At 59.3% G+C, this 25188-nt stretch carries 28 protein-coding genes; 18 read left to right on the top strand and 10 right to left on the bottom strand.

The window, feature by feature from the left end; genetic code table 11:
- Positions 1 to 18 precede the first annotated feature (18 nt).
- The 3 genes from N5D22_RS19495 to N5D22_RS19485 are packed head-to-tail and all read left to right on the top strand — an operon-like array spanning position 19 to position 3561.
- Positions 19 to 1680: a transposase gene (locus N5D22_RS19495; RefSeq protein ID WP_279681068.1), complete on the top strand. Its 1662-nt coding sequence runs from the start codon at positions 19 to 21 to the stop codon at positions 1678 to 1680.
- Between the two features lies 1 nt (position 1681).
- A complete protein-coding gene (locus N5D22_RS19490; protein WP_279657378.1) occupies positions 1682 to 2563 on the top strand; it encodes a TniB family NTP-binding protein in 882 nt (293 codons plus the stop codon).
- Positions 2560 to 3561, top strand: coding sequence for a TniQ family protein (locus N5D22_RS19485; RefSeq protein ID WP_279657377.1), 1002 nt, complete (start codon positions 2560 to 2562; stop codon positions 3559 to 3561). Before N5D22_RS19490 ends, N5D22_RS19485 begins: the two co-directional genes overlap by 4 nt.
- 26 nt (positions 3562 to 3587) lie before the next feature.
- Here the strand turns inward: N5D22_RS19485 and N5D22_RS19480 are convergent, their stop codons facing one another.
- Both N5D22_RS19480 and N5D22_RS19475 read right to left on the bottom strand, forming a co-directional pair.
- Positions 3588 to 4196 carry an SMC-Scp complex subunit ScpB gene (locus N5D22_RS19480; protein ID WP_279657376.1) on the bottom strand — a complete coding sequence of 203 codons (609 nt, stop codon included), beginning with the start codon at positions 4194 to 4196 and terminating at the stop codon, positions 3588 to 3590.
- A gap of 2 nt (positions 4197 to 4198) precedes the next feature.
- Entirely contained in the window at positions 4199 to 5086 is an 888-nt protein-coding gene (locus N5D22_RS19475) for a DUF1403 family protein (RefSeq protein WP_279657375.1), read from the bottom strand.
- Between the two features lie 271 nt (positions 5087 to 5357).
- On the opposite strand from N5D22_RS19475, the gene N5D22_RS19470 reads away from it, so the two are divergent.
- Genes N5D22_RS19470 through N5D22_RS19460 form a run of 3 tightly spaced genes read left to right on the top strand, consistent with a single transcriptional unit; the run spans position 5358 to position 7065 of the window.
- Positions 5358 to 5612 carry a type II toxin-antitoxin system VapB family antitoxin gene (locus N5D22_RS19470; RefSeq protein ID WP_279657373.1) on the top strand — a complete coding sequence of 85 codons (255 nt, stop codon included), beginning with the start codon at positions 5358 to 5360 and terminating at the stop codon, positions 5610 to 5612.
- A complete protein-coding gene (locus N5D22_RS19465; protein WP_279657372.1) occupies positions 5612 to 5998 on the top strand; it encodes a type II toxin-antitoxin system VapC family toxin in 387 nt (128 codons plus the stop codon). Before N5D22_RS19470 ends, N5D22_RS19465 begins: the two co-directional genes overlap by 1 nt.
- Positions 5995 to 7065 (top strand): site-specific integrase, encoded by a 1071-nt coding sequence (locus N5D22_RS19460; RefSeq protein WP_279657371.1) that lies wholly within the window; start codon positions 5995 to 5997, stop codon positions 7063 to 7065. The genes N5D22_RS19465 and N5D22_RS19460 overlap by 4 nt, the downstream gene beginning before the upstream one ends.
- A 101-nt stretch (positions 7066 to 7166) precedes the next feature.
- Here the strand turns inward: N5D22_RS19460 and N5D22_RS19455 are convergent, their stop codons facing one another.
- From N5D22_RS19455 to N5D22_RS19445, 3 genes are all read right to left on the bottom strand, one after another.
- The gene (locus N5D22_RS19455; RefSeq protein WP_279657370.1) at positions 7167 to 7394 is read right to left on the bottom strand and encodes a tautomerase family protein; all 228 of its coding nucleotides are present in this window, start codon (positions 7392 to 7394) and stop codon (positions 7167 to 7169) included.
- A 131-nt stretch (positions 7395 to 7525) separates the two neighbouring features.
- Positions 7526 to 8386 (bottom strand): aldo/keto reductase, encoded by an 861-nt coding sequence (locus N5D22_RS19450; protein WP_279657369.1) that lies wholly within the window; start codon positions 8384 to 8386, stop codon positions 7526 to 7528.
- A gap of 58 nt (positions 8387 to 8444) precedes the next feature.
- The gene (locus N5D22_RS19445; RefSeq protein WP_279657368.1) at positions 8445 to 8840 is read right to left on the bottom strand and encodes a cupin domain-containing protein; all 396 of its coding nucleotides are present in this window, start codon (positions 8838 to 8840) and stop codon (positions 8445 to 8447) included.
- A gap of 123 nt (positions 8841 to 8963) precedes the next feature.
- On the opposite strand from N5D22_RS19445, the gene N5D22_RS19440 reads away from it, so the two are divergent.
- Positions 8964 to 9854 (top strand): LysR family transcriptional regulator, encoded by an 891-nt coding sequence (locus N5D22_RS19440; RefSeq protein ID WP_279657367.1) that lies wholly within the window; start codon positions 8964 to 8966, stop codon positions 9852 to 9854.
- Between the two features lie 99 nt (positions 9855 to 9953).
- Here the strand turns inward: N5D22_RS19440 and repC are convergent, their stop codons facing one another.
- The 3 genes from repC to repA form a co-directional block, all read right to left on the bottom strand.
- Positions 9954 to 11273, bottom strand: coding sequence for a plasmid replication protein RepC (gene repC / locus N5D22_RS19435; RefSeq protein ID WP_279657430.1), 1320 nt, complete (start codon positions 11271 to 11273; stop codon positions 9954 to 9956).
- 152 nt (positions 11274 to 11425) lie between these two features.
- Positions 11426 to 12430 carry a plasmid partitioning protein RepB gene (gene repB / locus N5D22_RS19430; RefSeq protein WP_279657366.1) on the bottom strand — a complete coding sequence of 335 codons (1005 nt, stop codon included), beginning with the start codon at positions 12428 to 12430 and terminating at the stop codon, positions 11426 to 11428.
- Positions 12431 to 12491: 61 nt separating this feature from the next.
- Positions 12492 to 13697 (bottom strand): plasmid partitioning protein RepA, encoded by a 1206-nt coding sequence (gene repA / locus N5D22_RS19425; RefSeq protein ID WP_279657365.1) that lies wholly within the window; start codon positions 13695 to 13697, stop codon positions 12492 to 12494.
- A gap of 364 nt (positions 13698 to 14061) precedes the next feature.
- Here repA and trbB point away from each other — a divergent pair, with 364 nt between their 5' ends.
- From trbB to trbI, 11 genes are read left to right on the top strand one after another with little or no spacing between them, the layout of a single operon-like run.
- Positions 14062 to 15027 (top strand): P-type conjugative transfer ATPase TrbB, encoded by a 966-nt coding sequence (gene trbB / locus N5D22_RS19420; RefSeq protein ID WP_279657364.1) that lies wholly within the window; start codon positions 14062 to 14064, stop codon positions 15025 to 15027.
- Positions 15017 to 15406: a TrbC/VirB2 family protein gene (locus N5D22_RS19415; RefSeq protein ID WP_279657363.1), complete on the top strand. Its 390-nt coding sequence runs from the start codon at positions 15017 to 15019 to the stop codon at positions 15404 to 15406. Before trbB ends, N5D22_RS19415 begins: the two co-directional genes overlap by 11 nt.
- Positions 15399 to 15698 carry a conjugal transfer protein TrbD gene (locus tag N5D22_RS19410; protein ID WP_279657362.1) on the top strand — a complete coding sequence of 100 codons (300 nt, stop codon included), beginning with the start codon at positions 15399 to 15401 and terminating at the stop codon, positions 15696 to 15698. The genes N5D22_RS19415 and N5D22_RS19410 overlap by 8 nt, the downstream gene beginning before the upstream one ends.
- A 10-nt stretch (positions 15699 to 15708) precedes the next feature.
- On the top strand, positions 15709 to 18144 hold the full coding sequence (locus N5D22_RS19405; RefSeq protein ID WP_279657361.1) for a conjugal transfer protein TrbE: 2436 nt from the start codon (positions 15709 to 15711) through the stop codon (positions 18142 to 18144).
- Complete coding sequence (gene trbJ / locus N5D22_RS19400) at positions 18137 to 18940, top strand: P-type conjugative transfer protein TrbJ (protein WP_279657360.1); 804 nt, start codon at positions 18137 to 18139, stop codon at positions 18938 to 18940. Before N5D22_RS19405 ends, trbJ begins: the two co-directional genes overlap by 8 nt.
- Complete coding sequence (locus tag N5D22_RS19395; RefSeq protein WP_279657359.1) at positions 18934 to 19095, top strand: DUF2749 domain-containing protein; 162 nt, start codon at positions 18934 to 18936, stop codon at positions 19093 to 19095. Before trbJ ends, N5D22_RS19395 begins: the two co-directional genes overlap by 7 nt.
- Entirely contained in the window at positions 19089 to 20285 is a 1197-nt protein-coding gene (gene trbL / locus N5D22_RS19390; RefSeq protein ID WP_279659062.1) for a P-type conjugative transfer protein TrbL, read from the top strand. The genes N5D22_RS19395 and trbL overlap by 7 nt, the downstream gene beginning before the upstream one ends.
- A gap of 24 nt (positions 20286 to 20309) precedes the next feature.
- Complete coding sequence (locus N5D22_RS19385; protein WP_279657358.1) at positions 20310 to 20972, top strand: conjugal transfer protein TrbF; 663 nt, start codon at positions 20310 to 20312, stop codon at positions 20970 to 20972.
- Between the two features lie 15 nt (positions 20973 to 20987).
- The gene (gene trbG / locus N5D22_RS19380; RefSeq protein WP_279657357.1) at positions 20988 to 21818 is read left to right on the top strand and encodes a P-type conjugative transfer protein TrbG; all 831 of its coding nucleotides are present in this window, start codon (positions 20988 to 20990) and stop codon (positions 21816 to 21818) included.
- Between the two features lie 3 nt (positions 21819 to 21821).
- Positions 21822 to 22265 (top strand): conjugal transfer protein TrbH, encoded by a 444-nt coding sequence (trbH, locus tag N5D22_RS19375; protein ID WP_279657429.1) that lies wholly within the window; start codon positions 21822 to 21824, stop codon positions 22263 to 22265.
- Positions 22266 to 22277: 12 nt separating this feature from the next.
- The gene (gene trbI, locus N5D22_RS19370; protein WP_279657356.1) at positions 22278 to 23576 is read left to right on the top strand and encodes an IncP-type conjugal transfer protein TrbI; all 1299 of its coding nucleotides are present in this window, start codon (positions 22278 to 22280) and stop codon (positions 23574 to 23576) included.
- A 42-nt stretch (positions 23577 to 23618) separates the two neighbouring features.
- On the opposite strand, the gene N5D22_RS19365 is transcribed toward trbI, so the two are convergent.
- Together N5D22_RS19365 and N5D22_RS19360 are read right to left on the bottom strand one after the other, a co-directional pair.
- The gene (locus tag N5D22_RS19365) at positions 23619 to 24278 is read right to left on the bottom strand and encodes an acyl-homoserine-lactone synthase (RefSeq protein WP_279657355.1); all 660 of its coding nucleotides are present in this window, start codon (positions 24276 to 24278) and stop codon (positions 23619 to 23621) included.
- Positions 24279 to 24389: 111 nt separating this feature from the next.
- A complete protein-coding gene (locus N5D22_RS19360) occupies positions 24390 to 25109 on the bottom strand; it encodes a LuxR family transcriptional regulator (RefSeq protein WP_279657428.1) in 720 nt (239 codons plus the stop codon).
- Between the last annotated feature and the right edge of the window lie 79 nt (positions 25110 to 25188).

The raw sequence follows: 25188 nt of genomic DNA, 5'->3' as shown, positions 1-25188 counted from the left end.
TTCGAAGGGCACGGCGGAATGACAACGCTCAGCAAAGATCGGCCCTTGGAACGGGCAGCTTCCCGCGCTTCAGAGGAAGCTTGGTCGAAGGCGGTTCGGATTGTCCGCGAGTTGGACCGCGTTCTGGACGGGGACTTGCCAATGCGGGAGGCTGTCAGCCGGGCAGCGGTGGAACTGCGCCTGTCGACCCGTCAGGTCTACAATCACCTCGCCCGGTATCGTGGGGAGCGACGTGTGTCGTCGGTTCTGCCGCGAACAAACGGTGCGCGGCGTGCGAGGATATCGATCGGCGTTGAAGCCATCATTTCCGAGACGTTGCGGGAGATGTGGCTGCAGCCGGAGCAACCCGACCTCGCGCCAATCGTCGACGAGATCCGCGCGCGCTGTTCCGGCCAAGGCTTCAAGCCCCCGGCCTATGTCACCGTGGCCAAGCGGATTCCGATCATCTTCACTCCTGAGGAGATCGCACGGCGGCGGCTTTCCGGTGGCAAACATCTTCATCGCCTGAAACCGCGTCCGGGATACATCCGTGCAGCACACGCCCTTGACGTCGTCCAGATCGATCACACACCGGCCGATATCCAGTTCGTCGAGGTGATCGACGATCATGGCGTTTTCGTGGGCAGACCCTATCTGACCATCGCCGCCGATGTGGCGACTAGTGCAATCATCGGCTTTTGCCTCACCCTCGAACGCCCGTCCCGACTCTCGGTGGCATTGTGCTTGGCACACGCGATGTGCCGCAAGGATGACTGGCTGGCCGAACGCGGGATTGCGCACCCATGGGAAATGTGCGGCCGCCCGAAGCAGATCGTTGTCGACTCCGCCAACGAGTTTCAAAGCAGCACCTTCACGACGGGATGCGCCGACTTCGGCATAACCGTCCGCACCCGGAGCAAGGGAACGGTTCATCGGGGTGGCGTTGTCGAACGCCTCCTTGGAAAAGTGAACACGGTGCTTCGCTCTCTTCCTGGCAAGACCGGACGGTCGATCGCGGATCGCGGCGACTATTCGTCCGATGAGAGGGCAAGTCTGACCTTCGCGGCCCTCGAGCGTTGCATCGCCCTGGCAATCGTCGATCACAACCAGACCCAGAACGCGCGCAAGCTGACTGTGCCTCGCCTCGAATGGGAGCTGCGACTTCCACCGACGGACCGGCCGATCGATGATCCTGACCAAGTCCTGCTCAACTTTCTCCCCCGCACAACACGCCGCATCTCTCCCCAGGGCGTCAGCCTGTTCGCCATCGACTACTTCGAGCAATGGCTTGGGCCTCTCGTCGCCCGCCGTGACCGGTTGCCACCTCTGGATCTATGCTACGACCCCCGGGACATCAGCCGGATCTACATCGCCGATCCCGACACGCGGATCTGGCGTCCGGTAAAGCGGCGGGATGGGGTGACCATGCCAATCACCCTTTGGCAGCATGAAGCCGACCGAGCGCGCACGCGAGAGAGCCAACAACGACCGGCGCAGGAAAAGACGCTTCTGCGCCGGGAAATCGCGGCGACCGTCGCCGGGGCCAAATCCAAGAAGGCTCACCTGCGGGAAATGACCAGGGCCCGACACGCCGCAGACGCGCCGAAGGCGTATCAAAATGTCGGGCAGGTTTCGGAGGCGACCCATACCGGACCAGAACCTGACCGACCCCGCCGCGTCTTTCCTGTGGAGACCTGGTAGCATGGCCGACCATCTCCTACCATCAACCTCAGCGTTGCTCGATGCGGATGCTGCCACCCGCATTGCTCATATTCGGGCGCCACGCTGGATAGGCCATCCCGGTGCCTCTGCGGCACATGATGCGATGCGGCTGCTGTTGGAACGCCCGCCATCACTCCGTCCACGCGGCTTGTTGATTGCTGGTCCCTATCACAACGGCAAGACCATGATCGCCGAACGCTTCGCCGTCGAACATCTGCGCCGTGCCGACCGGCAAAGGGTCTGGGTGATCCAGACCCGGGAGGGGGCAGGCCTGTCGCATTTCTACGCCAGCATTCTGTCCGGACTGCGCGCCCCGCAAGCTGCCGGCTGGCGTAGCCTGTCCCGCGCCAGCGAACAGGTCGATCATCTTCTCGACAGCGTCAAGCCGCGCCTGCTCATCTTCGACGAATTCCACAGTGTTCTGCGCGGACGCCGACAGGATGTGAAGGCAATCTTCTCGTTCCTGCGGCGGATCGCACGCGTGCATGACATCTCGCCCGTGCTTGTCGGCGAAATCGCTGTCTATGATGCATTGCACGACACTGAAGAAATGGGCTCGCGGTTCGATACGGTCGCAGTGTCACGGTGGGGAATCGACGAAGACTTCGCCACGCTTCTCGACAGTCTCGAGGCCAGCATGCCGCTTGCGCATGCCTCAAACCTCTCACGACCTCCCCTGGCCAAAATGATCCATGATCTGTCGGAAGGGCTGATTGGCGAGGTGGTCGACATCGTCACCCGGACGGCGGTGGCAGCTGTTGAGAGCGGTGAGGAAAGGATCACGTCCAGCACCGTCATGGCCCTCGGCTATGTACCGCTGTCACGGCGACGGAACTCGGCCTTGCGCCATTCAATGACATGACCAGCAGTGCGCAGAGGATCACCGTCTCCCCGGCCCGCCGCTATAGAGTGGCCGCGGGGCATCGCTGGCCGGTGGACGTCCGGCCAGCTCCTGGGGAGCTTTTGTCAAGCTGGCTGCATCGGCTTGCACATGCCAATGGTGTGCCGCCGCGCTATTTTGGAGCGGTGCTCGGGGTGGCCGGCGAGACATGGTCGGCGCAACTTGACCGGCATCTGCCGGATTCTGTTCGTCGCTTGCTGCTCGACCATACGGCGATCTGCCCCGACGAGATCGACGGTCTTTGTCTGGCCAACAGTCCACTCTCGACCCTGCGCTTGCGGCTGCGGACCCGGCCGCAAGATGCAGGGACATCGACGGCGCAGTCCTGTTGGTTGCAGTTCTGTCCCTCCTGCCTGGGGGAAGACGAGGTGCCCTATTTCCGGCGGAGCTGGACCTTGGCAACCCGCGTGTCCTGCTTTCGCCATGGCTGCCGCTTGCGCGACCGTTGCCCGTCTTGTGGGCAGAGCCTTGCGCCATTTCGTCAGGCTCGGCTCGTGCCACAACAGTACTGCGCCTTCTGCGACGCCCCTCTCGTAAAACCGACTGGCCCGGCAAGTACGGGCGCCCGGCGCCTCGAGCGGCTGATCGACGATCTGCTGCGCCTTGATTCCGCTGGGCGCGCGCAGGACGACCGGAAGTCTCTCGCCGTGCAGCTTATGAAACACCCAGTGCCCGTCAGAACGGCGACATCAACGGTCCCATTCTTGTCGCATCGGGTTCGCTACAATTTCTTCCAGCGGTTGTCAGAGCGGCAGATCGAGGTAAGAGACCCCACAGAACGCGGCCCGCTGACCTTCTGGCTCGGGCTGGCCCGCGCCTCCGAAGACCACAAGGGGTTGGTCGGGACGCTCAGAGATCGGCTTGGCGAAACTGCCGGGCCGGGGCCGGCCTCCTCCTCCAGAGAGCCTGATCTGGCCGCCTTGCTGCGGGCAGCAATCCGGCTTCACCAAAGTCGCTGATTTCCTGCTGAAGCCTGGCCGGTCGCCTAACCTTCCATGGCCCCCGATGGGCCTGCCAGGCCTGCATCGTCCAATTGCTCGGGGTCTGGCAGGTCGCGCAAGGACTCCATCCCGAAGGCAGCCAAGAACGCCTCGGTGGTGACGAAGGTATGAGGCGCGCCACGGCGGGGTTCGCGAGGGCCGGTGCCGATCAGGTCCCGCTCGGCAAGTCGGCCGATCAGGTCACGGCTGATCTCTTTTCCGAAGATGTCCTTCAACCCGTCGCGGCTGATCGGCTGGTGATACGCAATCGCCGCCAGCACGGCCAGATCGTATTCCGACAGGTTCATCGCTTGGCCGTCCACATCCGCCGCGGCGCGGATCGCTGGGGCATAGGCCGCGCGCGTGCGCAGCATCCACGCCTTTCCCACCTGTGCCACCTCATAGGGTCGGCCTTCCAGATCCACTGCCAGATCCTCGATCAACAGATCGACTGAGGCCCCCTGCCCCACGACCCGCGCCAGATCCTCGCGCGCCACCGGGGTCGTGCTTGCGAACAGCACCGCCTCGATCCGACGCATCCATTCCCGCCAGCGCAGCTCAGGGGGAAGAACGGCCAATTCGCGGTCAAGTTCTGTGTCCTCGCGCCGCCCCATGCTCAGACCCCGTAAAGTCGGAACGTGTCCCGCCCTGTCAGTTCGCGCACGGCGCCGAGCGCCACCAGTCGGTCGCAGAGCCGTCGCGCGGCCCGATCCGACATGAAGGCCAATGCCCCCGGCACCAGCGCATCGCGCGACAGGAACAGATCGACCGCCCGGCCCGCCGCCTTGGCGCGCAGCTTCGGGGCCACTGCCCGAAGGCGGGCCGCCGCGCGGGCCAGATCGCCGGCCAGCGGCAGCGCCTGCCGAACGGCAGAGACAACGGCGCGGTGACAGGCCAGCCGCAGCTCATCGCCCCGCAAGCGTATATCGCGGGGCTTGAGCGTCAGCGCCAGAAGCGGCAGCACATGCGTTGCCCCCAACGCTTTTGCCAACGCGGCATCGGACAGGATCAGGGCGGCGGCCTCGGCTCGCGGACTATCGGTCAGCACCGCCTCGACGACCTGCGCCGCGCGGTCCACTGGGGTCGGTCCGGTGGCATCAAGGCAAAGCGCGATCCGCTCTGCCGTTACCCCGTCCAGCGTATTGACCAGATGCGCGACCGAAACCGGCCGCGCCGCCGCGCGTGACCACTGCCGTGCGATCCGCCCCGCCGGGCCGGGGTCGTCGCCCGGTCCCGTCAGGTGCAGGGCATCGCGCAAGGCGCCCTGCCCTTCCCTTCGCCCCGCCATCGCAGCGCAGTTCTCGGCCGCCGTCAGGGCCAGACGATCGCGCCACAGCGCCAGAGGCACATCCCCCGACGCCATTGCCTGACCCAGATGCGCCAGCGCGGCCCCGGACCGGAAGGCCGCAGCCTCCGGCGGCTCGGACGGCGCAGAGACGATCCAGCCCGGCAGCGGGGGCAGCATCGGCAAGGTTTCCAAAGGCTCGGCGCGCGGTTTTCCCATGTCGGCAGCTTATATTGTGACGGCGCTTTCTGCCAGAGAAATGCACCTATAGCGCCGCAGCTTTGTTGGCTCCACAATGTCCAATAATCTTGGCTTATCGGACGTATCGTGCTTTAAATAGAGAATGGCCATTTTCGAGGCGTTGAGTCGCATTAACAACCGCTTTTCCGGCTGAGCGACGCGAGAGAGTGCGGCGGCTGCGTGGTTAGACTCCCCGCCGCCGTGCAGGCTTTAGGTAGAATATATATATCAAGGAACCTGGAAATCTTCAATGGCGCTGAGCATCAAAGATCCCGAAACAGAAAAGCTCGCCCGTGCGCTTGCCGCGCGCACCGGCGAGACCATAACCATTGCGACGCGACGCGCCCTCGAGGATCGGCTGAAGCGGATGGGCTCGCAAGCGGGGAAGGATGCCCTTCTCGAAGACATGGCAGCAATGCAGCGGCGCTTGAGCGCCTTGCCCGTTCTCGATCACCGTAGTCCCGATGACATCATCGGCTACGACGAAAATGGGATTCCCAACTGATGGTGATCGATACGTCCGCCATCGTCGCGATCTTTTTCAATGAGCCTGATGCCGCAGACTATAGTAAACGCATCGCTGACGATCCCATCAGGCTCATCTCGGCGGCAACACTCGTCGAAGCCGGGATGGTCGTCGAAGGGCGCTTTGGCGAACCTGGCGGCGCAGAGCTCGATCTGTGGCTGCATAAGGCGAAGGTTGAAGTCGCTGCAGTGACCGCCGAGCACGCCGATCAGGCACGCCGCGCCTGGCGCCGCTATGGCAAGGGCCGCCATCCGGCCTCACTGAACTACGGAGACTGCTTCTCTTATGCACTTGCCAGTCTGACCGGCGAACCGCTCCTGTTCAAGGGCAACGATTTTAGGCAGACGGATATCGAGGCGGCATGAACAGCGGCGGCGAGATCATACTTGGCGAAGATTTGTCAGAGACGGCGCCCTCGCCTACCCCGCAACCGGCGTCTTACCTGCCGGGTCATCTGCAGGATCTCACCGATCGAGCGCGGGGTTATGTCGAGGCCGCCAGTTCCGCCAACACCCGTCGCGCCTATGCCGCCGACTGGAAACACTTCTCCGCCTGGTGCCGGCGCTCGGGCCTCACTCCCCTCCCCCCGCATTCGCAGACCGTCGGCCTCTACATCACCGCCTGCGCGTCAGGGACCGCCGAACGCGGCGCCAAGGCGAATTCGGTCTCGACGATCGAGCGTCGCCTGTCCTCGCTGTCGTGGAACTATGCCCAGCGCGGGCTAACCCTTGATCGCAAGGATCGGCACATCGCCACCGTGATGGCCGGGATCCGCAACAGCCACGCCCGCCCGCCTTTGCAGAAAGAGGCGGTCCTGGCTGAGGATATCGTTGCCATGCTGGAGACGCTCGACCGGGGAACCCTACGCGGCTTGCGGGATCGCGCCATGCTGCTGATTGGCTATGCCGGCGGTCTCCGGCGCTCGGAAATCGTCGGGTTGGATGTGAAGGCCGATCAGACGGAGGACGGCCGGGGCTGGATCGAAATTCTCGACAAGGGCCTGCTCGTCACGCTGCGCGGCAAGACCGGCTGGCGCGAAGTCGAGATCGGCCGGGGCTCGTCGGACGCCACCTGCCCCGTTGCTGCGATCGAAACCTGGATCAAGTTCGCAAAGCTTGCCCACGGTCCACTGTTCCGGCGCGTAACCGGTCAGGGGAAGTCGATCGGGCCGGACCGGCTGAACGACAGGGAAGTCGCCCGGCTCGTCAAGCGTACTGCGATGTCAGCCGGCATTCGCGGCGATCTGAGTGAAATCGAACGCGCCTTCAAATTCGCAGGGCATTCCTTGCGTGCCGGCCTTGCCTCTTCCGCCGAAGTCGATGAACGCTACGTCCAGAAGCAACTTGGACATGCCTCGGCCGAGATGACGCGCCGCTATCAGCGCCGGCGGGATCGCTTCCGCGTCAACCTGACAAAAGCGGCGGGGCTCTGACACGCTCCCCTCTGCAAGGACTGATGCCAGAATCAATGGAAGGCCATGGACGATTTTGGCCCAAGCGACGAACCGAGCATTTATCTCAGCTCAGGCCAAGCTCACATCTTGTAGCCTGGCTTTTTGTAAAGCGTAGCATCCTTGCCGACGATGTCCGGACGGTAGACCGCGTCACGCCAATGGTTGGCGTCAACTTCCTCGAAGCCAACCGAAACTGATTCCGGTCCATAGCCGAGAACGGTGGTAACGTTGTCGGTGATGGCGTCGGCCAGCGACTGCTTCTGCGCTTCGCTCTTGCCGGGCCAGAGTTTGACGATGATGTGGGGCATGGTGGTCTCGCAATTTGTGTATCCGCCTCACACCGAAATGGATGTGAGGCGGCGGTTGTTTGGCAATAATCCTCTTGGGCGGTGGCAGGCGGACAGTCCGAGAACGTGCCGGGCCGCCGAAGGGCTGCGGCCTACGGCTTGCTGTAGACCGGGAACATGCTCGCGTCGCCATAGTCCTTGATCGGCTCGGCTTTCTTCAGCGTCTCCATATCGGCGCTGGAGATTTCGAAGTCGACATCGGCATTGTTGCGCATGTGATCCGGGTTTGCCGTCTTGGGCAGGGCGACGGGGCCGAGCTGGAGGACGTAACGGATAGCGAGCTGCGGAACGCTGACGCCATACCGTTCGGCCATTTTCCGGAATTCGGGATTGTCGAGGATCTTGCCGTGACCGACGGGTGAATAGGCCTCGACCACGATGTTCTGGCTCTCAAGATAGGCGATCAGGTCGAACGGGGTATTGCTGACATGCGCCAGGATCTGGTTGATCATTGGCTTGACGGAGGCATGCTCGATGAGGTTGTCGATGTCGACCTTCTGGAAATTGGAGACGCCGATCGACCGTAGTTTGCCGGCACCATAGGCTTCTTCCAGCGCGCGCCAGGCTTCGACATTGCCTTCGAAGTAGCGGTTCTCGCCATGAAACTCGGACCACGGCTGCGGGCTGTGGATGATCATCAGATCGATATGATCAAGGCCGAGCGTCTTCAGCGAGCCGTCGATGGCCGCCTTCGCCTTTTCATAATCCTTGATGCCGGCATCGAGCTTGGTGGTGACGAAGAGTTTGTCGCGGGCAATGCCGCTGGCGCGAACGCCCTCGCCGACGCCCCGTTCATTGCCATAGGCCTGAGCGGTGTCGATATGGCGGTAGCCGATCTCGGTTGTGGCGCGCACGGCAGCCGCCGCCTTACCGTCATCGATCATCCAGGTGCCAAGCCCGAGTTTCGGGATCTGCACGCCATTGGAGAGTGTGAGGGTTTCTTCCAGGATCATTTGATTGTTCCTTATTCTGAGAAATGGAGTTTCGTCGCTTCGAGGCGCCGTCTGCCGATCAGCCGGCATATTGCTCGTCGCTGACCTTTTCCATCCAGTCGACGACCTTGCCGTCCTTGACCTCGTGGATGGCAATATGGGTCATGGCGGTTTGGGCCGAGGCGCCGTGCCAGTGCTTTTCCCCGGGCGCAAACCACACGACATCGCCGGGATGGATTTCCTCGATCGGCACGCCCCAGCGCTGCACGCAGCCACGGCCGGAGGTGACGATCAAGGTCTGACCCAAAGGATGCGTATGCCAGGCAGTCCGGGCGCCGGGTTCGAATGTAACCAGCCCGCCCTGGACGCGCTCCTTGTCGATCGGATTGAACAACGGGTCGATGCGCACCGTTCCGGTGAACCAGTCGGTCGGTCCCTTACCTGAGGGCGCGGTTCCTGCGCGGATGATCTCCATGGCTTTTCCTTTCGATTGCTTGACGAGAATGTCGAGCCTTGCTGCTATGGTCTAAAGATAGTGGCACGCAATTCCTTCGATAAGGCGCTGGAAAATCCATGAGCTTGTGAGTAGCATTCACAAATGCCGATCACCGACCTCAGCGATATCCAGGCGCTCATCGCCGTTGCCCGCGAACGAAGCTTCTCCAGGGCCGCCTCCAGGCTGGGCGTAACCCCGTCTGCGCTCAGCCACAAAATCCGTGGCCTTGAGCAACGCGTCGGAATACGCCTGCTCTCCCGCACAACACGCAGCGTCTCGCCAACGGAGGTGGGCGAGCGTTTTCTCCAATCGGTCGGCCCACACTTCGAGCAAATCGACGCGGAAGTCGCCGCCCTGAGCGAACTACGCGATAAGCCTGCCGGAACCGTTCGCATCACTTGCAATGACTACGTTATCGACACGATCTTCCGTCCGAAGCTGTCAGCATTCCTGGCCGAATATCCGGATATACGGGTCGAATTCTGCATCGACTACGGCTTTACCGACATCGTAGAGCAACGCTTCGATGCCGGTGTTCGGCTGGGCGAGGCGGTGAGCAAGGACATGATCGCCACCCGCATCGGTCCGGACTGGCGTTTTGCCATTGTGGGCTCGCCAGGCTATTTCGAGCGGCGGGCCATGCCGGAGACACCGCAGGACCTGACTAATCATAACTGCATCACCCTGCGTCTGACGACGGGTGGCGGCATCTACGCCTGGGAGCTTCAGAAAGGCGACCGCGAGTTGAATGCCCGGGTCAGCGGTCAGCTGACATTCAACAGCATCGTCCCGGTTCTGAACGCGGCGCTCGACGGCCAGGGGCTGGGACATTTGCCAGAAGAACTGGCCCGACCGCACATCGACGCCGGTCGCCTCATCGAGGTGCTGCCCGAGTGGAACCCGCATTTTCAGGGCTATCACCTTTATTATCCCAGCCGACGGCACGCCTCCCCCGCCTTTACGAAATTTGTGGAGGCCTTCCGCTATCGCTGAAGGGTCCCAAGTTAGTTGATCCCGAGGCTTTGCAACGTTCAACCTAGAAATTCATTGGTTGAATCCAGACTTCATGAGACTTCCCGCAGCCAATATCTTTCATCGCGGCCCTGACTTGCCCAGCGTCCTGAGGAGCGCGTCGGAGGCGGTCAATCCCGAGCTGCGACGCCCGTTCTCTTCAGACAGGTCAGGCTCTTTGCCCACGGTGCTCGCTTTCCGATCGAGCTTTGACCGCAAGAGCGCCATAATCATCGGCCAGGTCGAGAACTTGCCCTCCCTCGCCCGATCCGTCAGACTGCGCAAATATCCACCGGCAGAAGCAATTTGATCGGACCGCTGGTAAATCGCTGCCAGTGTAATCGCTGCATGTTGCTCCCCAAGGATCTCACAGGCCTCGCGCCACGCGCTGGCGCTGATCCCCAGCATCGGCCGAACAAGTTCGGCGGCGCCGAGGAAATCGCGCCAATGCCGAATTTCTCCACCTTGGGCGAGTTCACGTATGCCAGGGCAGGCGTCCAAAACGATTCCGAGCGGCAGTTCTCGTTTTGGTAAATTCCGAACGTTGTCGTCTTCTTCAGCCGTGCCGCCCGCTTTTTCTTTATTTCTAGAGCCATGTTCAGATTCAGAAATTGAGTCTGGTTTTGAATTCTGTATGTGACGCCCGAATGGGGACTCATTGGCGTCCGATTTTTGAGTTTTTGCGAAAGATTCCAAGACCTCACGGATTTCCGTGTATAGGGCGTGGAGATCGATGCAAATGTCCTCGACGAGTTGCCGCGGTGCTGATCGCGGAAGCTTCTCAATGATCGCTTGATAGCTCTGCTGCACCCGTCCCCACCTGCCAGGAACGCCCTCTTCAATCCCTGCCTCAATGAGCTTGACAATATCGCGGCGGAGCAATGTCAGTCGTTCCTTGGCAATCCGGAACGCCTTCTTCTCAGCCTGGACCGCTTCCGCCATCTCCTTGAACTCGGCCGCGCGGGCGATGATGGGCGAGAGATCGAAGCCATAAGCTTGCTCAATCTCACCACCCCTTCCCTTGCGAGCGAACCGCTTGCCGTTGGGACTATCTCGCCTGATAACCAGGCCGCACTCGACGAGGACGGCAAGATGCCGGCGCAGGCTCGTGGGAGGCATACCGTTGGCGCGGGCCGACAACTGCTCGTTTGACGGCCAGACAACGAGCTTGGCTTCGCCAGTAAGCGTCGTTTCGGGATGAAAGGACAACAAGGCGTTCAGGATCGCAAGCGAGCGATCGGTAGCACCGAGAAGTTCTCGGGACTCGCGAATATTCTGAAAGACCTGCCACTTATTGACTTCGGCCTCCGGTTTGACGGCCATGCCCTCAAGCTGTCTTGAAATTTGGCCAAGAGTCATCGCCCGCCGCCCAAAGGGCGTCGTCAAGCTTCCAATCTGCATTTCCATTCACCTTTCAATAGGCAAAAGAAATCCGCTCACCGAATGGTGCCAAAAACTCTTGACTGTGATTCCGGGAAATGCGATTCTCAAGCTACCACACTTAGAGAGAGGCTTCCGGAATTAGGTTTCGGGGCCTTTTTCTTTTGCTCGTTTCACTCCTTGGTTTCTGTCTGTTTTTGGAAAGTCTCATAGAGACCTCCAAGATTCTTCGTGATCCAATCCCCAAAAGCTACACCATTCGATGACGACAAAACGAGCGTAACGGCTTTGGGAGTTGCCTTCTTCGAAACGGTGACCATGTCATCCGTGGCGCTCCAGACTTGCCTGGGTTGGACATTCTCCGCCTTCTTGACGGGGGACTTTCCTTTGCTCGTCTTGAGCCGACTGAATATCGCCTCGAAACGGTTGGCCTGAGGAAGCTGAAGGAACTCAGTCTCCGTCACATACTGCTCGGCAAGGGCCTTATTCTTCGGAACGTCAATAAGTTTGCGCAATTGAAGCCAACGATCTCGACCGACTCCCTTAGCTGGGCCAATCGCCTCAATAAGGTCTTCACCGAATGCGGAAGGAATCGTGAGCATTTTCGACAACGTCTGATAGTCTATCGATAACGCTGCCTGGATGACTTCGCGAGAATAGCCCAGTCGTTCCAAGCGATCAGCGAACAATGCACGTTCGATGAAACTTAAGTTTGAACGCGCTGAATTCTCCTGGCCTTGACTTATAACATGCGCCTGCTCGTCGAGCTGTCGTATGACGGCTCGAACTTTGCGGCCCAAATCCTTCGCTGCCTGTGCTCGGCGATGACCGAAAACGATCATATAACGATCAGAGTTTTTAGGGTCTGGGCGGACAAGTATAGGCGAATCTTGGCCGCGGTCCCGAATGGCATTGACCAACTCTCTATATTCTTCATCCTCCAAGACAGCAGATGTTCCCAACCTGTCACGGACGAATGACGCATCCAACTGATCGGGATCAAGCTCCAGAACAACATCCCCCTCGTTGATGCGCTCCGCTTGCTTCGCTAAGGCATCTAGCGATGACGACAGTGACTTTGCTGCGCCGAACCTGGTCACAGGCACGTCTTCTTCCTCCGTAGAGTTTTCCAAGACGTCATCGCGCATGACACTATTGAATATGTTTTTTCTCGCCATATCGTTATTCCATAACTAAGCTATTGGGAAAACAGTCAAAAACTCTGATTTAGACCGCAGTCTATTTCCGTCTGCCCCAAGCTTCGTGTATCAACTCTCGGATTTCTCCGTTCACCGCCTCCATGGCTTCCATGGCTCGGTCGTAGGTCGCTCTATTCATCGCGGATCGTTCGACTTCGTAAAGTGTTTGCTTGGTCAAGCCGGCATCTGAAACAGCCGTGGATTTGAGCATTTCATTCTGAGCCATATGAGGGATCAACATTGACTTCATGAATGCGACCATCTGAGCCTGAGGCAGGTCCGTTGGCTCATAGCGAGTGATGAGGTAGCGAAACCAGTCGAGTTCCACATCACCACCTGCCTGCTTCACGGTTTTTATGATGTCTCCCAACATCAATAGAAATTGAGACATCGACATGAGATCGAGCATTTGTGGATGGACTGTGATCAGAACCGAAGTGGACGCAGCCAACGCGGTAAGTGTCAAATACCCTAGTTGCGGAGGGCAATCCAATACAACGACATCATAGTCGGAATCGACATCTTCAAGAGCACGCTGCAGCCTGTTCCAGAATCGTTTTCCTTCCATGCCAGACTGCATAGCAACCGGTGTGTCATATTCGTACTCTTGAAGTTCAAGAGTAGCTGGCACGACATCAAGGTCGGGAAAGTTTGTCGGCCTGATTACGTCTTTAAGAGAGGCACGCTTGTCGTCATAGCGAATTGCTTCGTAGACAGAAGGGCATCCATCTAGCTCAGGCTGAAATCCGTAAAGGGCAGATAGCGATGCTTGCGGGTCGAGATCAATTGCCAACACTCGGTGTCCCGTTAAAGCGAGATGCTGTCCAAGGTGTGCTGCCGTGGTGGTCTTCCCCGAACCGCCTTTGAAATTTACGACAGCTATTACCTGCAGCTTTTCGTTGTTCCTGCGGCACGGAACATACTTCTTCACATCGGATCGACCATTTTGATCCAGCCAGTGTCGAAGCTCTCGTATCTGCTCTCCGCTATAGGTTCGACGCCCACCTGCATGAACCGTAGGCACGACACCTTTTCCTTCAAGGTGCAATTTTTTTAGATTACTTGGCGATACACCGAGGAAATAGGCAGCTTCCGCCATGGAGAACTGCCGCAAGGTTTTTCGTGCATCCGGAGGAAAACTTTCCAGACGAAGCTGGTTCAGCTTTCTCGATATATCCTTCCCTTGGGCGAGGATGATATCGTCAAACCCTACTTTCTTAGCCACGCTAGAAGCGACATTGCTCATAAGTTCCCCCGAATGACGGTATTTGGCTGAAATCAGCCGAAGTGCCGTCATTATCGGCGATTCCATGCGACTGGCAAGAAGAATAAGGTTAACAGAAAATTAGCATCAAAAGCCGTCGTGGAGAGAAAATGAAAAACGTTGAACATTATCATAACCTTACCAACTCCGCATTCACTGCTAATTAGCAGTCAGCCCACACAATAAAGTTGTGACTGGTCGCCTCGATTTCGCCTTTGCATCTGCCTTTCGGGCGAAACTGACGGAATCACTCGGGAATCGCGAGGTGCAAATTAGCACCTCGACAGGTTGCCGCGATCCGGATTTCTCTCCTCCGCGACGCACCCAACGAGGAGACAGTGCCGCAATGCTTCAATCGCACTCACGCCTTGTCCGCAAACTACAGGAGGCCCTGGGCGACCGATTGTGTGTCGCTCTGGACGATCCCGGAGTCGTGGAGATCATGCTCAATCCAGACGGCAAAGTGTTCATCGAGCGCCTTGGGCAAGGCATTGCGTCGGCCGGCGAGCTGTCGTCAGCTGCGGCCGAAACCGTTATAGGTTCGGTTGCACATGCCCTTCAGTCTGAGGCCGACGACGAGCGTCCCATCATTTCGGGCGAACTGCCGATTGGAGGGCACCGTTTTGAAGGGCTCCTTCCGCCAGTCGTCGCGTCGCCGACCTTTACGATCAGACGCCGGGCATCGCGATTGATTCCGCTCGACGATTATGTCGCCGACAAAATCATGACCGAAGCGCAAGCCGCTGTCATTCGCAGCGCCATAGCAAACAGGTTGAATATCGTCATCGCCGGCGGAACAGGTTCCGGCAAGACGACGCTTGCGAATGCGGTTATCGCCGAAGTCGTCAAGTCCGCTCCGGATGATCGAATGGTAATCCTGGAGGACACGGCGGAAATCCGTTGCGCGGCGGAAAACGCCGTCTGCCTCCATACCAGCGATACCGTGGACATGGCGCGTCTGCTGAAGAGCACCATGCGCTTGCGGCCAGACCGCATCATCGTTGGCGAGGTTCGCGACGGCGCGGCACTGACCTTGCTGAAGGCGTGGAACACCGGACATCCGGGCGGGGTGACAACAGTGCACTCCAATACGGCGATGTCAGCACTTCGAAGGCTCGAGCAGCTGACGGCCGAAGTGAGCCAGCAGCCTATGCAGGCTGTGATCGGCGAAGCCGTAGACCTTGTGATCTCGATCGAGCGTGCAGGGAGAGGACGACGCGTGCGTGAAGTCATCAATGTCGAAGGCTTCAACGGCACCCGCTACGAGACAGAACACTACGCTCAGATCGATGAGGACACCAATGCTGCATAACCGTACTCTCCGTTCGGCGCTCTCCGCTGCTCTCCTATGCGTCATCATTGCTACACCTGCGCTGGCCAGTTCGGGCGGAAGCCTTCCGTGGGAAGGCCCTCTGGAGAAGATCCAGGAGTCGATAACCGGGCCGGTCGCTGGATATATTGCACTTGCGGCGGTCGCGATCGCAGGCGGCATGCTGATCTTCGGGGGCGAACTCAACGATTTCGCGCGGCGACTGATGTATGTTGTGCTCGTGGCCGGCATCCTGCTTGGAGCAACGACGATCGTCGGGCTGTTCGGAGCGACGGGGGCCACGATCGGCATCGCCGCTATAACAGAGCGAGTCGATATTCCGTCGGCGTCCGATACAAAAGGGGAGGGGGTTCGTGACTGAGCCCATCTCAAACCTTCAGCGCAATCGCATTCATCGGGCACTATCGAGACCGAACCTGCTCATGGGCGCTGACCGCGAACTCGTCTTGCTGACGGGTCTCGCGGCAGTGATCCTGATCTTCGTGGTGCTGACCCCATACTCTGCCCTGTTTGGTGTGCTGATCTGGATCGTGATTGTGGGCGCTCTCAGGATGATGGCAAAGGCGGATCCGTTGATGCGGAAGGTCTATGCGCGGCATATGCGCTACCGCCACCACTATCTCCCAACCTCGTCGCCCTGGCGCCGGTTCTAAGGAGACGATTATGGTCGCACTTCGCTCCTTCCGCTCCGGCGCACCTTCATTTGCCGACCTCGTGCCCTATGCCGGGCTCGTAGACAACGGCATCGTCTTGCTCAAAGACGGAAGCCTCATGGCCGGCTGGTATTTTGCCGGTCCTGATTCAGAAAGCGCCACCGACTTCGAGCGAAACGAACTCTCACGCCAGATCAACACGATCCTCTCGCGGCTCGGTTCCGGATGGATGCTCCAGGTCGAGGCCGTTCGCGTGCCGACGATCGACTATCCTTCCAGCGGTCGAAGTCACTTTCCCGATACGATCACGCGACTGATAGATGATGAGCGGAGGCAGCATTTCGAGCGGGAGAGGGGACATTTCGAAAGCCGGCACGCGCTGTTGCTCACCTATCGGCCGCCCGAACGCCGGAAATCCGGACTCACGCGTTACATCTACTCGGATACCGAGAGCCGCAGTGCGACCTATGCCGATACGGTGCTGGAGACGTTTCGCCGCTCGATCCGCGAAATCGAGCAGTATTTCGGGAATGCACTATCGATCCAGAGGATGCTGACGCGCGAAGTGCCAGCGGGGGATGGAAACAGTGTGGTGCGATATGATGAACTCTTTCAGTTCATCCGCTTCTGCATCACCGGCGAAAACCATCCGATCCGGCTCCCGGACATCCCGATGTATCTCGACTGGCTGGTGACGGCGCAGCTCGAACATGGGCTGACACCGAAGGTCGACAACCGTTTTCTCGCGATCGTGGCGATCGACGGTCTGCCGGCGGAAAGCTGGCCCGGCATCCTCAACAGCCTCGATCTCATGCCACTCACCTATCGCTGGTCTTCGCGTTTCATCTTTCTGGATGCCGAAGAGGCCAAGCAGCGTCTCGAACGCACGCGCAAGAAATGGCAGCAAAAGGTGCGGCCGTTCTTCGACCAGCTGTTTCAGACGCAAAGCCGCTCGGTCGATCAGGACGCCTTGGCTATGGTGGCCGAAACCGAGGACGCCATTGCAGAGGCTTCGTCGCAATTGGTATCCTACGGATACTATACTCCCGTCATCGTTCTCTTCGACGAAAGCCGCTCAAGCCTCGAGGAAAAAGCGGAATCCGTTCGCCGGCTGATACAGGCGGAAGGCTTCGGCGCGCGGATCGAAACGTTGAACGCGACTGATGCCTTCCTCGGCAGTCTGCCAGGAAACTGGTATTGCAATATCCGTGAGCCGCTGATCAACACGCGCAACCTCGCCGACCTCGTTCCTTTGAACTCCGTATGGTCCGGCAACCCCACGGCACCTTGCCCGTTTTATCCGCCTGAGGCGCCGCCATTGATGCAAGTTGCGTCGGGTTCGACACCCTTCCGCCTCAATCTCCATGTCGACGATGTCGGCCATACGCTCATCTTCGGGCCGACGGGATCGGGCAAGTCCACGCTTTTGGCCCTGATCGCGGCGCAGTTCCGCCGCTATGAAGGGGCTCAAGTCTTTGCCTTCGACAAGGGTAGTTCCATGTTTCCGTTGACGCTCGCCGTCGACGGCAATCACTACGAGATTGGCGGCGAGGAAGGGGAGGGGACCAAACTTTCGTTTTGCCCGCTCTCTGATCTCTCCACCGATACCGACCGTGCCTGGGCTTCCGAGTGGATAGAGACGCTCGTTTCCCTGCAGGGCGTAAGGGTCACGCCAGATCACCGAAACGCCATTTCCCGGCAAATCGGTCTGATGGCGGAGGCACCGGGCCGGTCGTTGTCGGACTTTGTCAGTGGTGTGCAGATGCGCGAGATCAAGGATGCGCTGCACCATTACACGGTCGACGGCCCAATGGGTCAGTTGCTGGACGCCGAAGAGGACGCGCTCAGCCTGGGTCTCTTTCAGTGCTTTGAGATCGAGCAGCTTATGAACATGGGCGAGCGCAATCTGGTGCCTGTCCTGACCTATCTCTTTCGCCGGATCGAGAAGCGCCTGACGGGCGCTCCGAGTCTCATCATTCTCGACGAAGCATGGCTAATGCTTGGCCATCCTGTTTTCCGTGACAAGATTCGCGAGTGGCTCAAGGTGCTCCGAAAGGCCAATTGCGCCGTCGTGCTTGCCACACAATCGATATCGGACGCGGAGCGATCCGGGATTATCGATGTTCTGAAAGAATCCTGCCCGACCAAGATTTGCCTGCCAAACGGCGCGGCAAGAGAATCCGGGACACGCGAATTCTATGAGCGTATCGGCTTCAATCCTCGCCAGATTGATATCGTCGCGGCCGCAATTCCGAAGCGGGAATATTATGTGACCTCGCCCGATGGCCGCCGCCTCTTCGATATGGGGCTCGGACCGGTCACACTTTCGTTCGTCGGCGCCTCCGGCAAGGCGGATCTCGCACGCATTCGCGTGCTCATTTCCACTCACGGCAAAAACTGGCCATCCGAATGGCTCATGGAAAGGGGTGTCAGCCGCTATGCGTAATCAAGTGCAATCCGGCCGCGCAAGGTCGCTGGTCTTCTCTATCGTCCTGACGGCAATAACCGTGCCGGTCCAGGCCAATGCCGGGACGGCAACCGGAGCTGCGACCGAGTGGACGCAGCTTGCCAATAATGCACAGCTCGTCGATCTCATGAAGAGCTCGGGCATTCAGGTCGATAACCAGCTCACCCAGATTGGTCAGCTGGCAGAGCAGATCCAGAACCAGCTGAAAATCTACGAGAACATGCTGCAAAACACTGCGCAGCTGCCTGCCCATATCTGGGGGCAGGTCGAAAGTGACCTCGATCAGCTTCGCAGCATTGTCGATCAGGGACAGAGCATCTCGTTTTCCATGGCCAATGCCGACGATATTTTGAAGCAACGCTTTCAGTCCTATGCCGATCTCCAGACGGCGGCGGCCAACGGCCAGGATCTTTCATCGAACTACGCCAGCTGGTCCGACACCAACCGTGAGACGATCGCCAGCACGCTCAAAGCTGCGAGCCTCACGGCGGATCAGTTCGACAGCGAGGAAAGCACGATGAGCTCTCTCCGCTCGATGTCGGAATCGGCCGATGGCCAGATGAAGGCGCTCCAGGTTGGCCACGAGATCGCCGCTCAGCAGGTCGCACAGATGCAGAAGCTGCGAGGCCTTGTCTCCCAACAGATGACGATGATGGGGACTTGGCTGCAGAGCGAGCAGACCGACAAGGACCTCGCACAGGCGCGTCGCAAGGAGTTCTTCAGTGGCACCGCACCGTCGATGACTGGTGGTCAGGAGATGAAGCCGAGATGGTAAAGCGTTCGATCATTATTGCCCTCATCGCTGTCTTCATAATGGCTGCCACAGCCTACTGGTTCTTCCAGCGCCAATCGGCGGAGCACGAGGCGTTTTTCGGAACGCCGCAGAAATACGACATGACGAACGGTCAGGAGATGCGCCCACGATGGTAATCGCGTCCCCTGATATTGGTTCGGCAAAAGGCCTGGCTACCGTCTCGATAGCGCTGGGCGTCCTGCTGCTCGCCATTCATCCAGCCGCCGCTGCAGACGGAAGCGTTCTGACGACGGTCGAAAACCAGGTCGTGTCGGCGGCAAAAGGTTGGGAAACAACCGTAACGGATGCGGCAAGGTCACTTTTCTGGATCCTTGCCGGCATCGAAATCGGGATAGCGGCTGTCTGGCTCGCCATTCAGGCCGCTTCGATCGAAGCATGGTTTGCCGAGCTCGTTCGCCGCATCATGTTTATCGGCTTTTTTGCCTTCGTGCTGAGCGAGGGGCCGAGCTTTGCCAAAGCCGTCGTCGACAGTCTGTACCAGATCGGAGGCGGGTCCGGATCAGCCTCGCCGGCGAATGTCTTCAATGCCGGTCTGACCGTTGCTGCGGCCATGTCGGAGAAAATTTCCTTCGGCGTCTTCCAGGACAATGCGCTGGCTCTGTCGGCATCGCTCGCGATGATTGTCAGCGTTATCGCCTTCTCGCTGGTCGCCGCGATCTTCCTTGCCGTACTCGTCGAGATGTATGTTGGCCTGCTTGCCGGCATGATCATGCTCGGTCTTGGCGGCTCGTCCTTCACCAAGGACTTCGCCATCCGCTATCTCGTCTACGCCTTCTCCGTCGGCATGAAACTAATGGCGCTGGTGATGATCGCAAAAATCGGATCGGACGTGCTGATCGGGCTCGCGGGCGATGCATCTGTCGGCGATCAATACCAAACGGCGCTCGCCATCGCGGGCATCGCCGTCGTCGTCTTCATTCTCGCGATGTATGTGCCGAACATCATGCAGGGCGTGGTGCAAGGCGCTTCCGTCTCTGGCGGCATGGAAGTCATCCGCCACGGCAGCCAGGCCGCATCTTTCGCGGCCGGCGGTGCCTTCTTGGCCGGCGGCGCGATCGGGGCCGGCTTCGCGGCTGCTCAATCCGCGCGCGCGGCGGGGTCATCGGTCGCGGGAGCGGCAATGCACGGTGTCGGCGCGGGCATCGGCGCTGCCGGTCAAGCCATAGGATCCGCGATGAAGGAAAAGGCGATCGGTTCGCCTGGCGCCTACGCAGGATCGACGCTCGGCCTTGCGAACGCCAAGCTCGATCAGGCGCGCGGGCAGGGCACTTCCGGCGGACCGCCGCCAGAGCGGCAGAATACCTAACGAACCTGGAACAGGAAGAAACGCATGGCAGCGAACCGCGCCCCTGATAACCCCTATCTTGCCGCCCGGCAGGAATGGTCGGAACGATACGGATCTTACGTCAAGGCGGCCTCTGCCTGGCGGACCATCGGAATTCTCAGCCTCGGCATGGCAGTGATCGGCTTTGGCTATTCGCTCTACCTCAGCACCCAGGTCAAGCTGGTGCCTTACATCATCGAAGTCGACAAGCTCGGGAACACGGTTTCCGGGGGCTTTCCGCAGCAGATCGAATATGCCGATGCGCGTGTGATCCGGGCAACGCTTGGTGCATTCGTCACAAGCTTCCGTTCAATCACGCCGGATGCGGTGGTCCAGAAGCAATATATCGACCGGACCTATGCGCTTCTGCGAACAAGCGATCCGTCGACCCAGAAGATCAATTCCTGGTTTCGTGGAAACTCGCCCTTCGAAAAGGCAGTCAATGCCACCGTCGCCATCGAGGTCAACAATATCGTGGCGCTGTCGAACCAGACATACCAGATCGACTGGACCGAATATGAACGTGATCGCAAGGGCAAGGAAGTGGCGACGCGGCGCTTTCGCGGCATTGCGACGGTCGCGATCACGGCGCCGCAGGACGAGGCGACCATCAGGCTCAATCCAATCGGACTCTATGTCAAGGATTTCGACTGGACGGCGCAATTGTAAGGGCAGGGAACTTCGATGAACAAAGGAATTCACAAGGCAGCGTTTGGCTGCATGTCGGCGCTTGCGGTTTTGGCTGCACTCGCCACTTCAGCGGCCGGGCAAAGCCTGTCCAATAATGAGGTGAAGGCTACCAATCTGTCGAGCAAGTGGCGCGGTCAGCGCGGGCTCGTCACGACGGGCGCGGATGGCAAGGTCATATTCCTGTTCGGGGAAACACAGCCATCGGTGGTCTGCTCGCCTCTCCAGGTCTGCGATATCGAACTGCAGGGTAGCGAAATCGTCCGTGATGTGCTCGTCGGCGACACGGTGCGCTGGAAGGTCGAACCGGCGACCTCGGGTGCCGCCGGCGGACAAGCCATTCATTTGATCGTCAAACCTTCCGAGCCTGGACTGGTGACCTCCATGGTGGTCACGACATCGCGCCGGACCTACCACATCCAGCTCAAATCGCATCCGAGCCAGTATATGGCCCGTGTCGGCTTCGAATACCCCGAGGATGCGGCGACCAAACTTTCTGACATCAACGCGCGGCTCCAGACGATGACGAATGTTGACGGAGGTGTCCCGCCTGAACAGCTAGCCTTCTCCTATTCTCTAAGCGGCAGTGCGCCGTGGAAACCAAAGCGGGTCTACTCCGACGGGCAGAAGACCTATATCCAGTTCCCTCGGTCCTTATCCGGACAGGATGCACCGGTGCTCTTCGTGGTTTCGGGTGGTGAGAACCGCATTGTCAATTACCGCATGAAGAACGAGATGATGATCGTCGACTACAATATCGACAAGGCGATCCTCGTTTCCGGCGTCGGTTGGCGTCAGCAAAAAATCACCATTCGGCGGGGAGGTTGAGTGATGCGCCTGTTCTACGCCTTTCCATTGCTGGCGATCCTTCTTGCCGGATGCCAAACCGGCACCGACGCACTTACCGCCAGCGCCGCTCCGCCCACCATATCCGGTCCAGCCGCCAGTGCGATTGCCGGAGACATGGCCGGCCGCTTCGCCGAACAATCCGGCTCGACAACAACGCCGATCAAACTTCACAAGGACTCCACGGAGTTCGCGGCAGCTCTCGAGGCGGCTTTGAAAGGGTGGGGCTACACCGTCATCAGCACCGAAAAGGAAGGTCCGGCGAAGGAAGCAGCCAAATCGGTCGAGCTCGCCTATGCATTGATCGACATCGACGGCCAGGTGCTGGCTCGGCTTTCTACAGAAACGCTGGAACTCGGTCGCGCCTATACGATCTCGTCGGCCGGCGCCACGCCTGCGAGCCCGCTCTCGCTGATGAAGCGCAACTGAGAGGAGGCGATCATGGTCCAGTCGCTACAGCTTGGAAATTCCAACCAGTCCGCAGAAGACAAAGGAATGAAGCGGCTCAACCGCTTGCCGCTTTATTTCGGAATCGGTCTTGCGGTTCTGTTTCTTGCAGTCCTTGTTTATGGCCTTTCGTCTCGCGGCTTGCATTTCGGTAGCCAGAACCCCGACGAAGCCGGCTCAAACGTCCCGGCATCGAACTTCGCCGAACAGATGAAACGAGGGGTGACGGACGGAATTATCGGAGACCGGGAAGATCAACCGGTATACCAGCCGACGCCCGTCACACCGACGAAGATCGAGACTAAGCCTGTCGAATTGCAGAAGCAGGAGCAGGTTCGGGACGAGCGGCCTCCGCGTATGGAATCTGAGGAAGAATGGCTGGCGCGACTGCGGCGGGAACAGAAGGAACAACTGCTTCGCGAGCAGCAACGCCAGCGGATGGCCAGCATGCAGGCGCGCGCCACCGCGCTGGATTCGCCGCTAAAGGTCAGCATCTCCGAACTGGAAAAGGTCTCGAACGACAGTCGGGCGACTGACCGGCAGAGCACCGCGACGTCCAACAGCACTGCATCGGATCTTTATGCGGCCGCGATGAAGTCCGGTTTGATGGGGCAAAATGTCGATCCGAACGGCCAGTCCTCGAAGGAGGATTTCTTCAATGCAGATATTAAGGAGCTCGGTTACCTGCCCAACCGCGTGGTTCCGCAGCAGTCCCGTTTTGAGCTGAAGCGCGGCTCCGTCATTCCCGCAACGATGATCACTGGCATCAACTCCGATTTGCCCGGCCGGATCACGGCGCAGGTGAGCCAAAGTGTTTATGACAGCGCGACGGGACACTATCTTCTGATCCCGCAAGGCACCAAGCTGCTTGGCCGCTATGACAGCAAGGTTTCGTTCGGACAGAGCCGCGTTCTGGTCGTATGGACAGACATCATCTTTCCGAACGGATCAACCTTGCAGATCGGCGGAATGGCCGGGACGGACTCGGAAGGCTATGGCGGCTTTGCCGACAAGGTCGACAATCATTATCTTCGAACCTTCGGCTCGGCCGTGCTCGTCGCCCTCATCGGCACGGGTATCGACATGGCGGTTCCTCAAAGTTCGACGCTCGCAACACAGGATACCGCATCCGACGCCGCACGACGAAATTTCGCGGAAACATTTGGCCGCGTTGCCGAACAGACGATCTCGAAGAACCTGAATGTCCAGCCGACCATCCGTATTCGGCCAGGTTATCGTTTCAACGTGCTGGTCGATCAGGACATGGTGTTTCCCGGAAACTATTCTGGTTGAGGCAAACCTTGTCGCCGGCAACCGCGGCAAGGCTTTCCGTGTCTATGCGGTGAGACGGTCACTCGCCTCAGTCAATTGTGGGGCGCGGTAGCTCGCATAAAGGGGTGAGCTAATGCCCAATCTCTTTTGCATACGAGCATGCACTGCCTCGCTCACCTCAAAAATCCCGCAGCAAACCGGGAAGCGACCGTAGCCATTTGCTCGTCCGACCTCCTCGACCGCAAGACCGGCCCGGCGGTAAATCCGCGCGAGCTGTGGTTCGTAGTTGGAAACGAGCGTGTGAATGCCGTGGGTCAAACCGCATTCGCAGAGCGCTAGTAGCAGCATGCAAAAGGCATGTCCCGGATCGAGGCTCGGAAAATCCTTCGCCAGCACCTCTTCGTCGATGCACATGCGTGTTCCCTCGTAAATGCCGGGCGCCATCAAGTCGGCATTCGGGAAAGTGTCGCGGAAGACGTCATAGAGCAGTGTCGGACCGGTGGTTGGCATCAGGCGGAGCGTGCCATAGAGCCTGTCGGCGCGCTCATTGCACCACATTAGATAGGCCGGCCGCTGCATGTCATAGGCATCGCGCTCACGGTCCCCCTGAATTTCCACGGCCCATCCGAGCTGATCGTGAAACACGCGCTTGCGCAGGCGAAATGACTGGTCGATGAGAGATCGGTACCGCTCGTATTGGTGGGCTTGAACCAGAATGAACATGGCTATCTCCAGCAGTTGATTTGCAGCTGGAAGATGCTCTGTGCGTGCATTTGACGAAATTCCGCAGATGGGCACGCACATATGCGGGTATTGACTGTCTGCGGGCCATTCTCAGATGACGATAAGTCGAAGTTTGAGGGCGAGCGCAGCTGCCGCCGAAACTGTTGCGCAGCCGAGCTTGGATCGCGCCGACTTGATGTAGCTTCGAGTGGTGTGGTGCGAGAGACCCAGAATGAGGGCGATATCCTTGTAGTCCTTGCCGAGCGCGCTCCAGTAAAGGCAATCGCGCTCACGGGCAGTGAGCGCGGGAACGGGATCGTTTTCGCCATGGATCTCGAATATCGCCGTTTTATGGACCAGGTGTGCAAGTTCCGTCCAATCGATCAGGCAGGATCTAACGATATCGTCCCAATTGCCGGGCGACGTTTCTGCATTGAGGGACAGGATCGCGCGTCGCCCCACCTTGTCGGTTATAGGGATCGAGAGCCCCCGGGATCCGACACCATGATTGCGCGCGTCTTCCAGGAATGTGAGCGCTTCTGGCGAAACCTGCAATTCGCGCCAATCAAAGGGGAGCTGCCGGAGAAAGCCTTCCTGGACAACAGGATCGATCCGGACGTATCCTCGAAGCAGATATCTCGAAACCCATGGCTGGGGATAGGTCGTGCGGACGAACGGCGCATCGATGTCGCTCACGATCGTCGAGACAAGGTGATAGGTTACGAAATTGACAGGGTAGGCCGCCTGGATGATGGCAAGAGCGTCATCGACGGAGCCCGCCGCGAGAAGCTGGCGCGACACGCCAACAAAATCGACAGGTGATTTTGACAAGAGTCCAATTCCAGAAGTATGGAGCAATTCCGATCGTCGCTACTCGACAGATATGACAGATTTACCTGCCACTTCGGAA

The organism is Agrobacterium sp. GD03872 (genome assembly GCF_029840625.1).
In the GTDB taxonomy this organism is placed as follows: domain Bacteria; phylum Pseudomonadota; class Alphaproteobacteria; order Rhizobiales; family Rhizobiaceae; genus Agrobacterium; species Agrobacterium fabrum_A.
The sequence above is the reverse complement of the archived record's forward strand: the minus strand, read 5'-3'. Positions and strand labels throughout refer to the sequence as shown.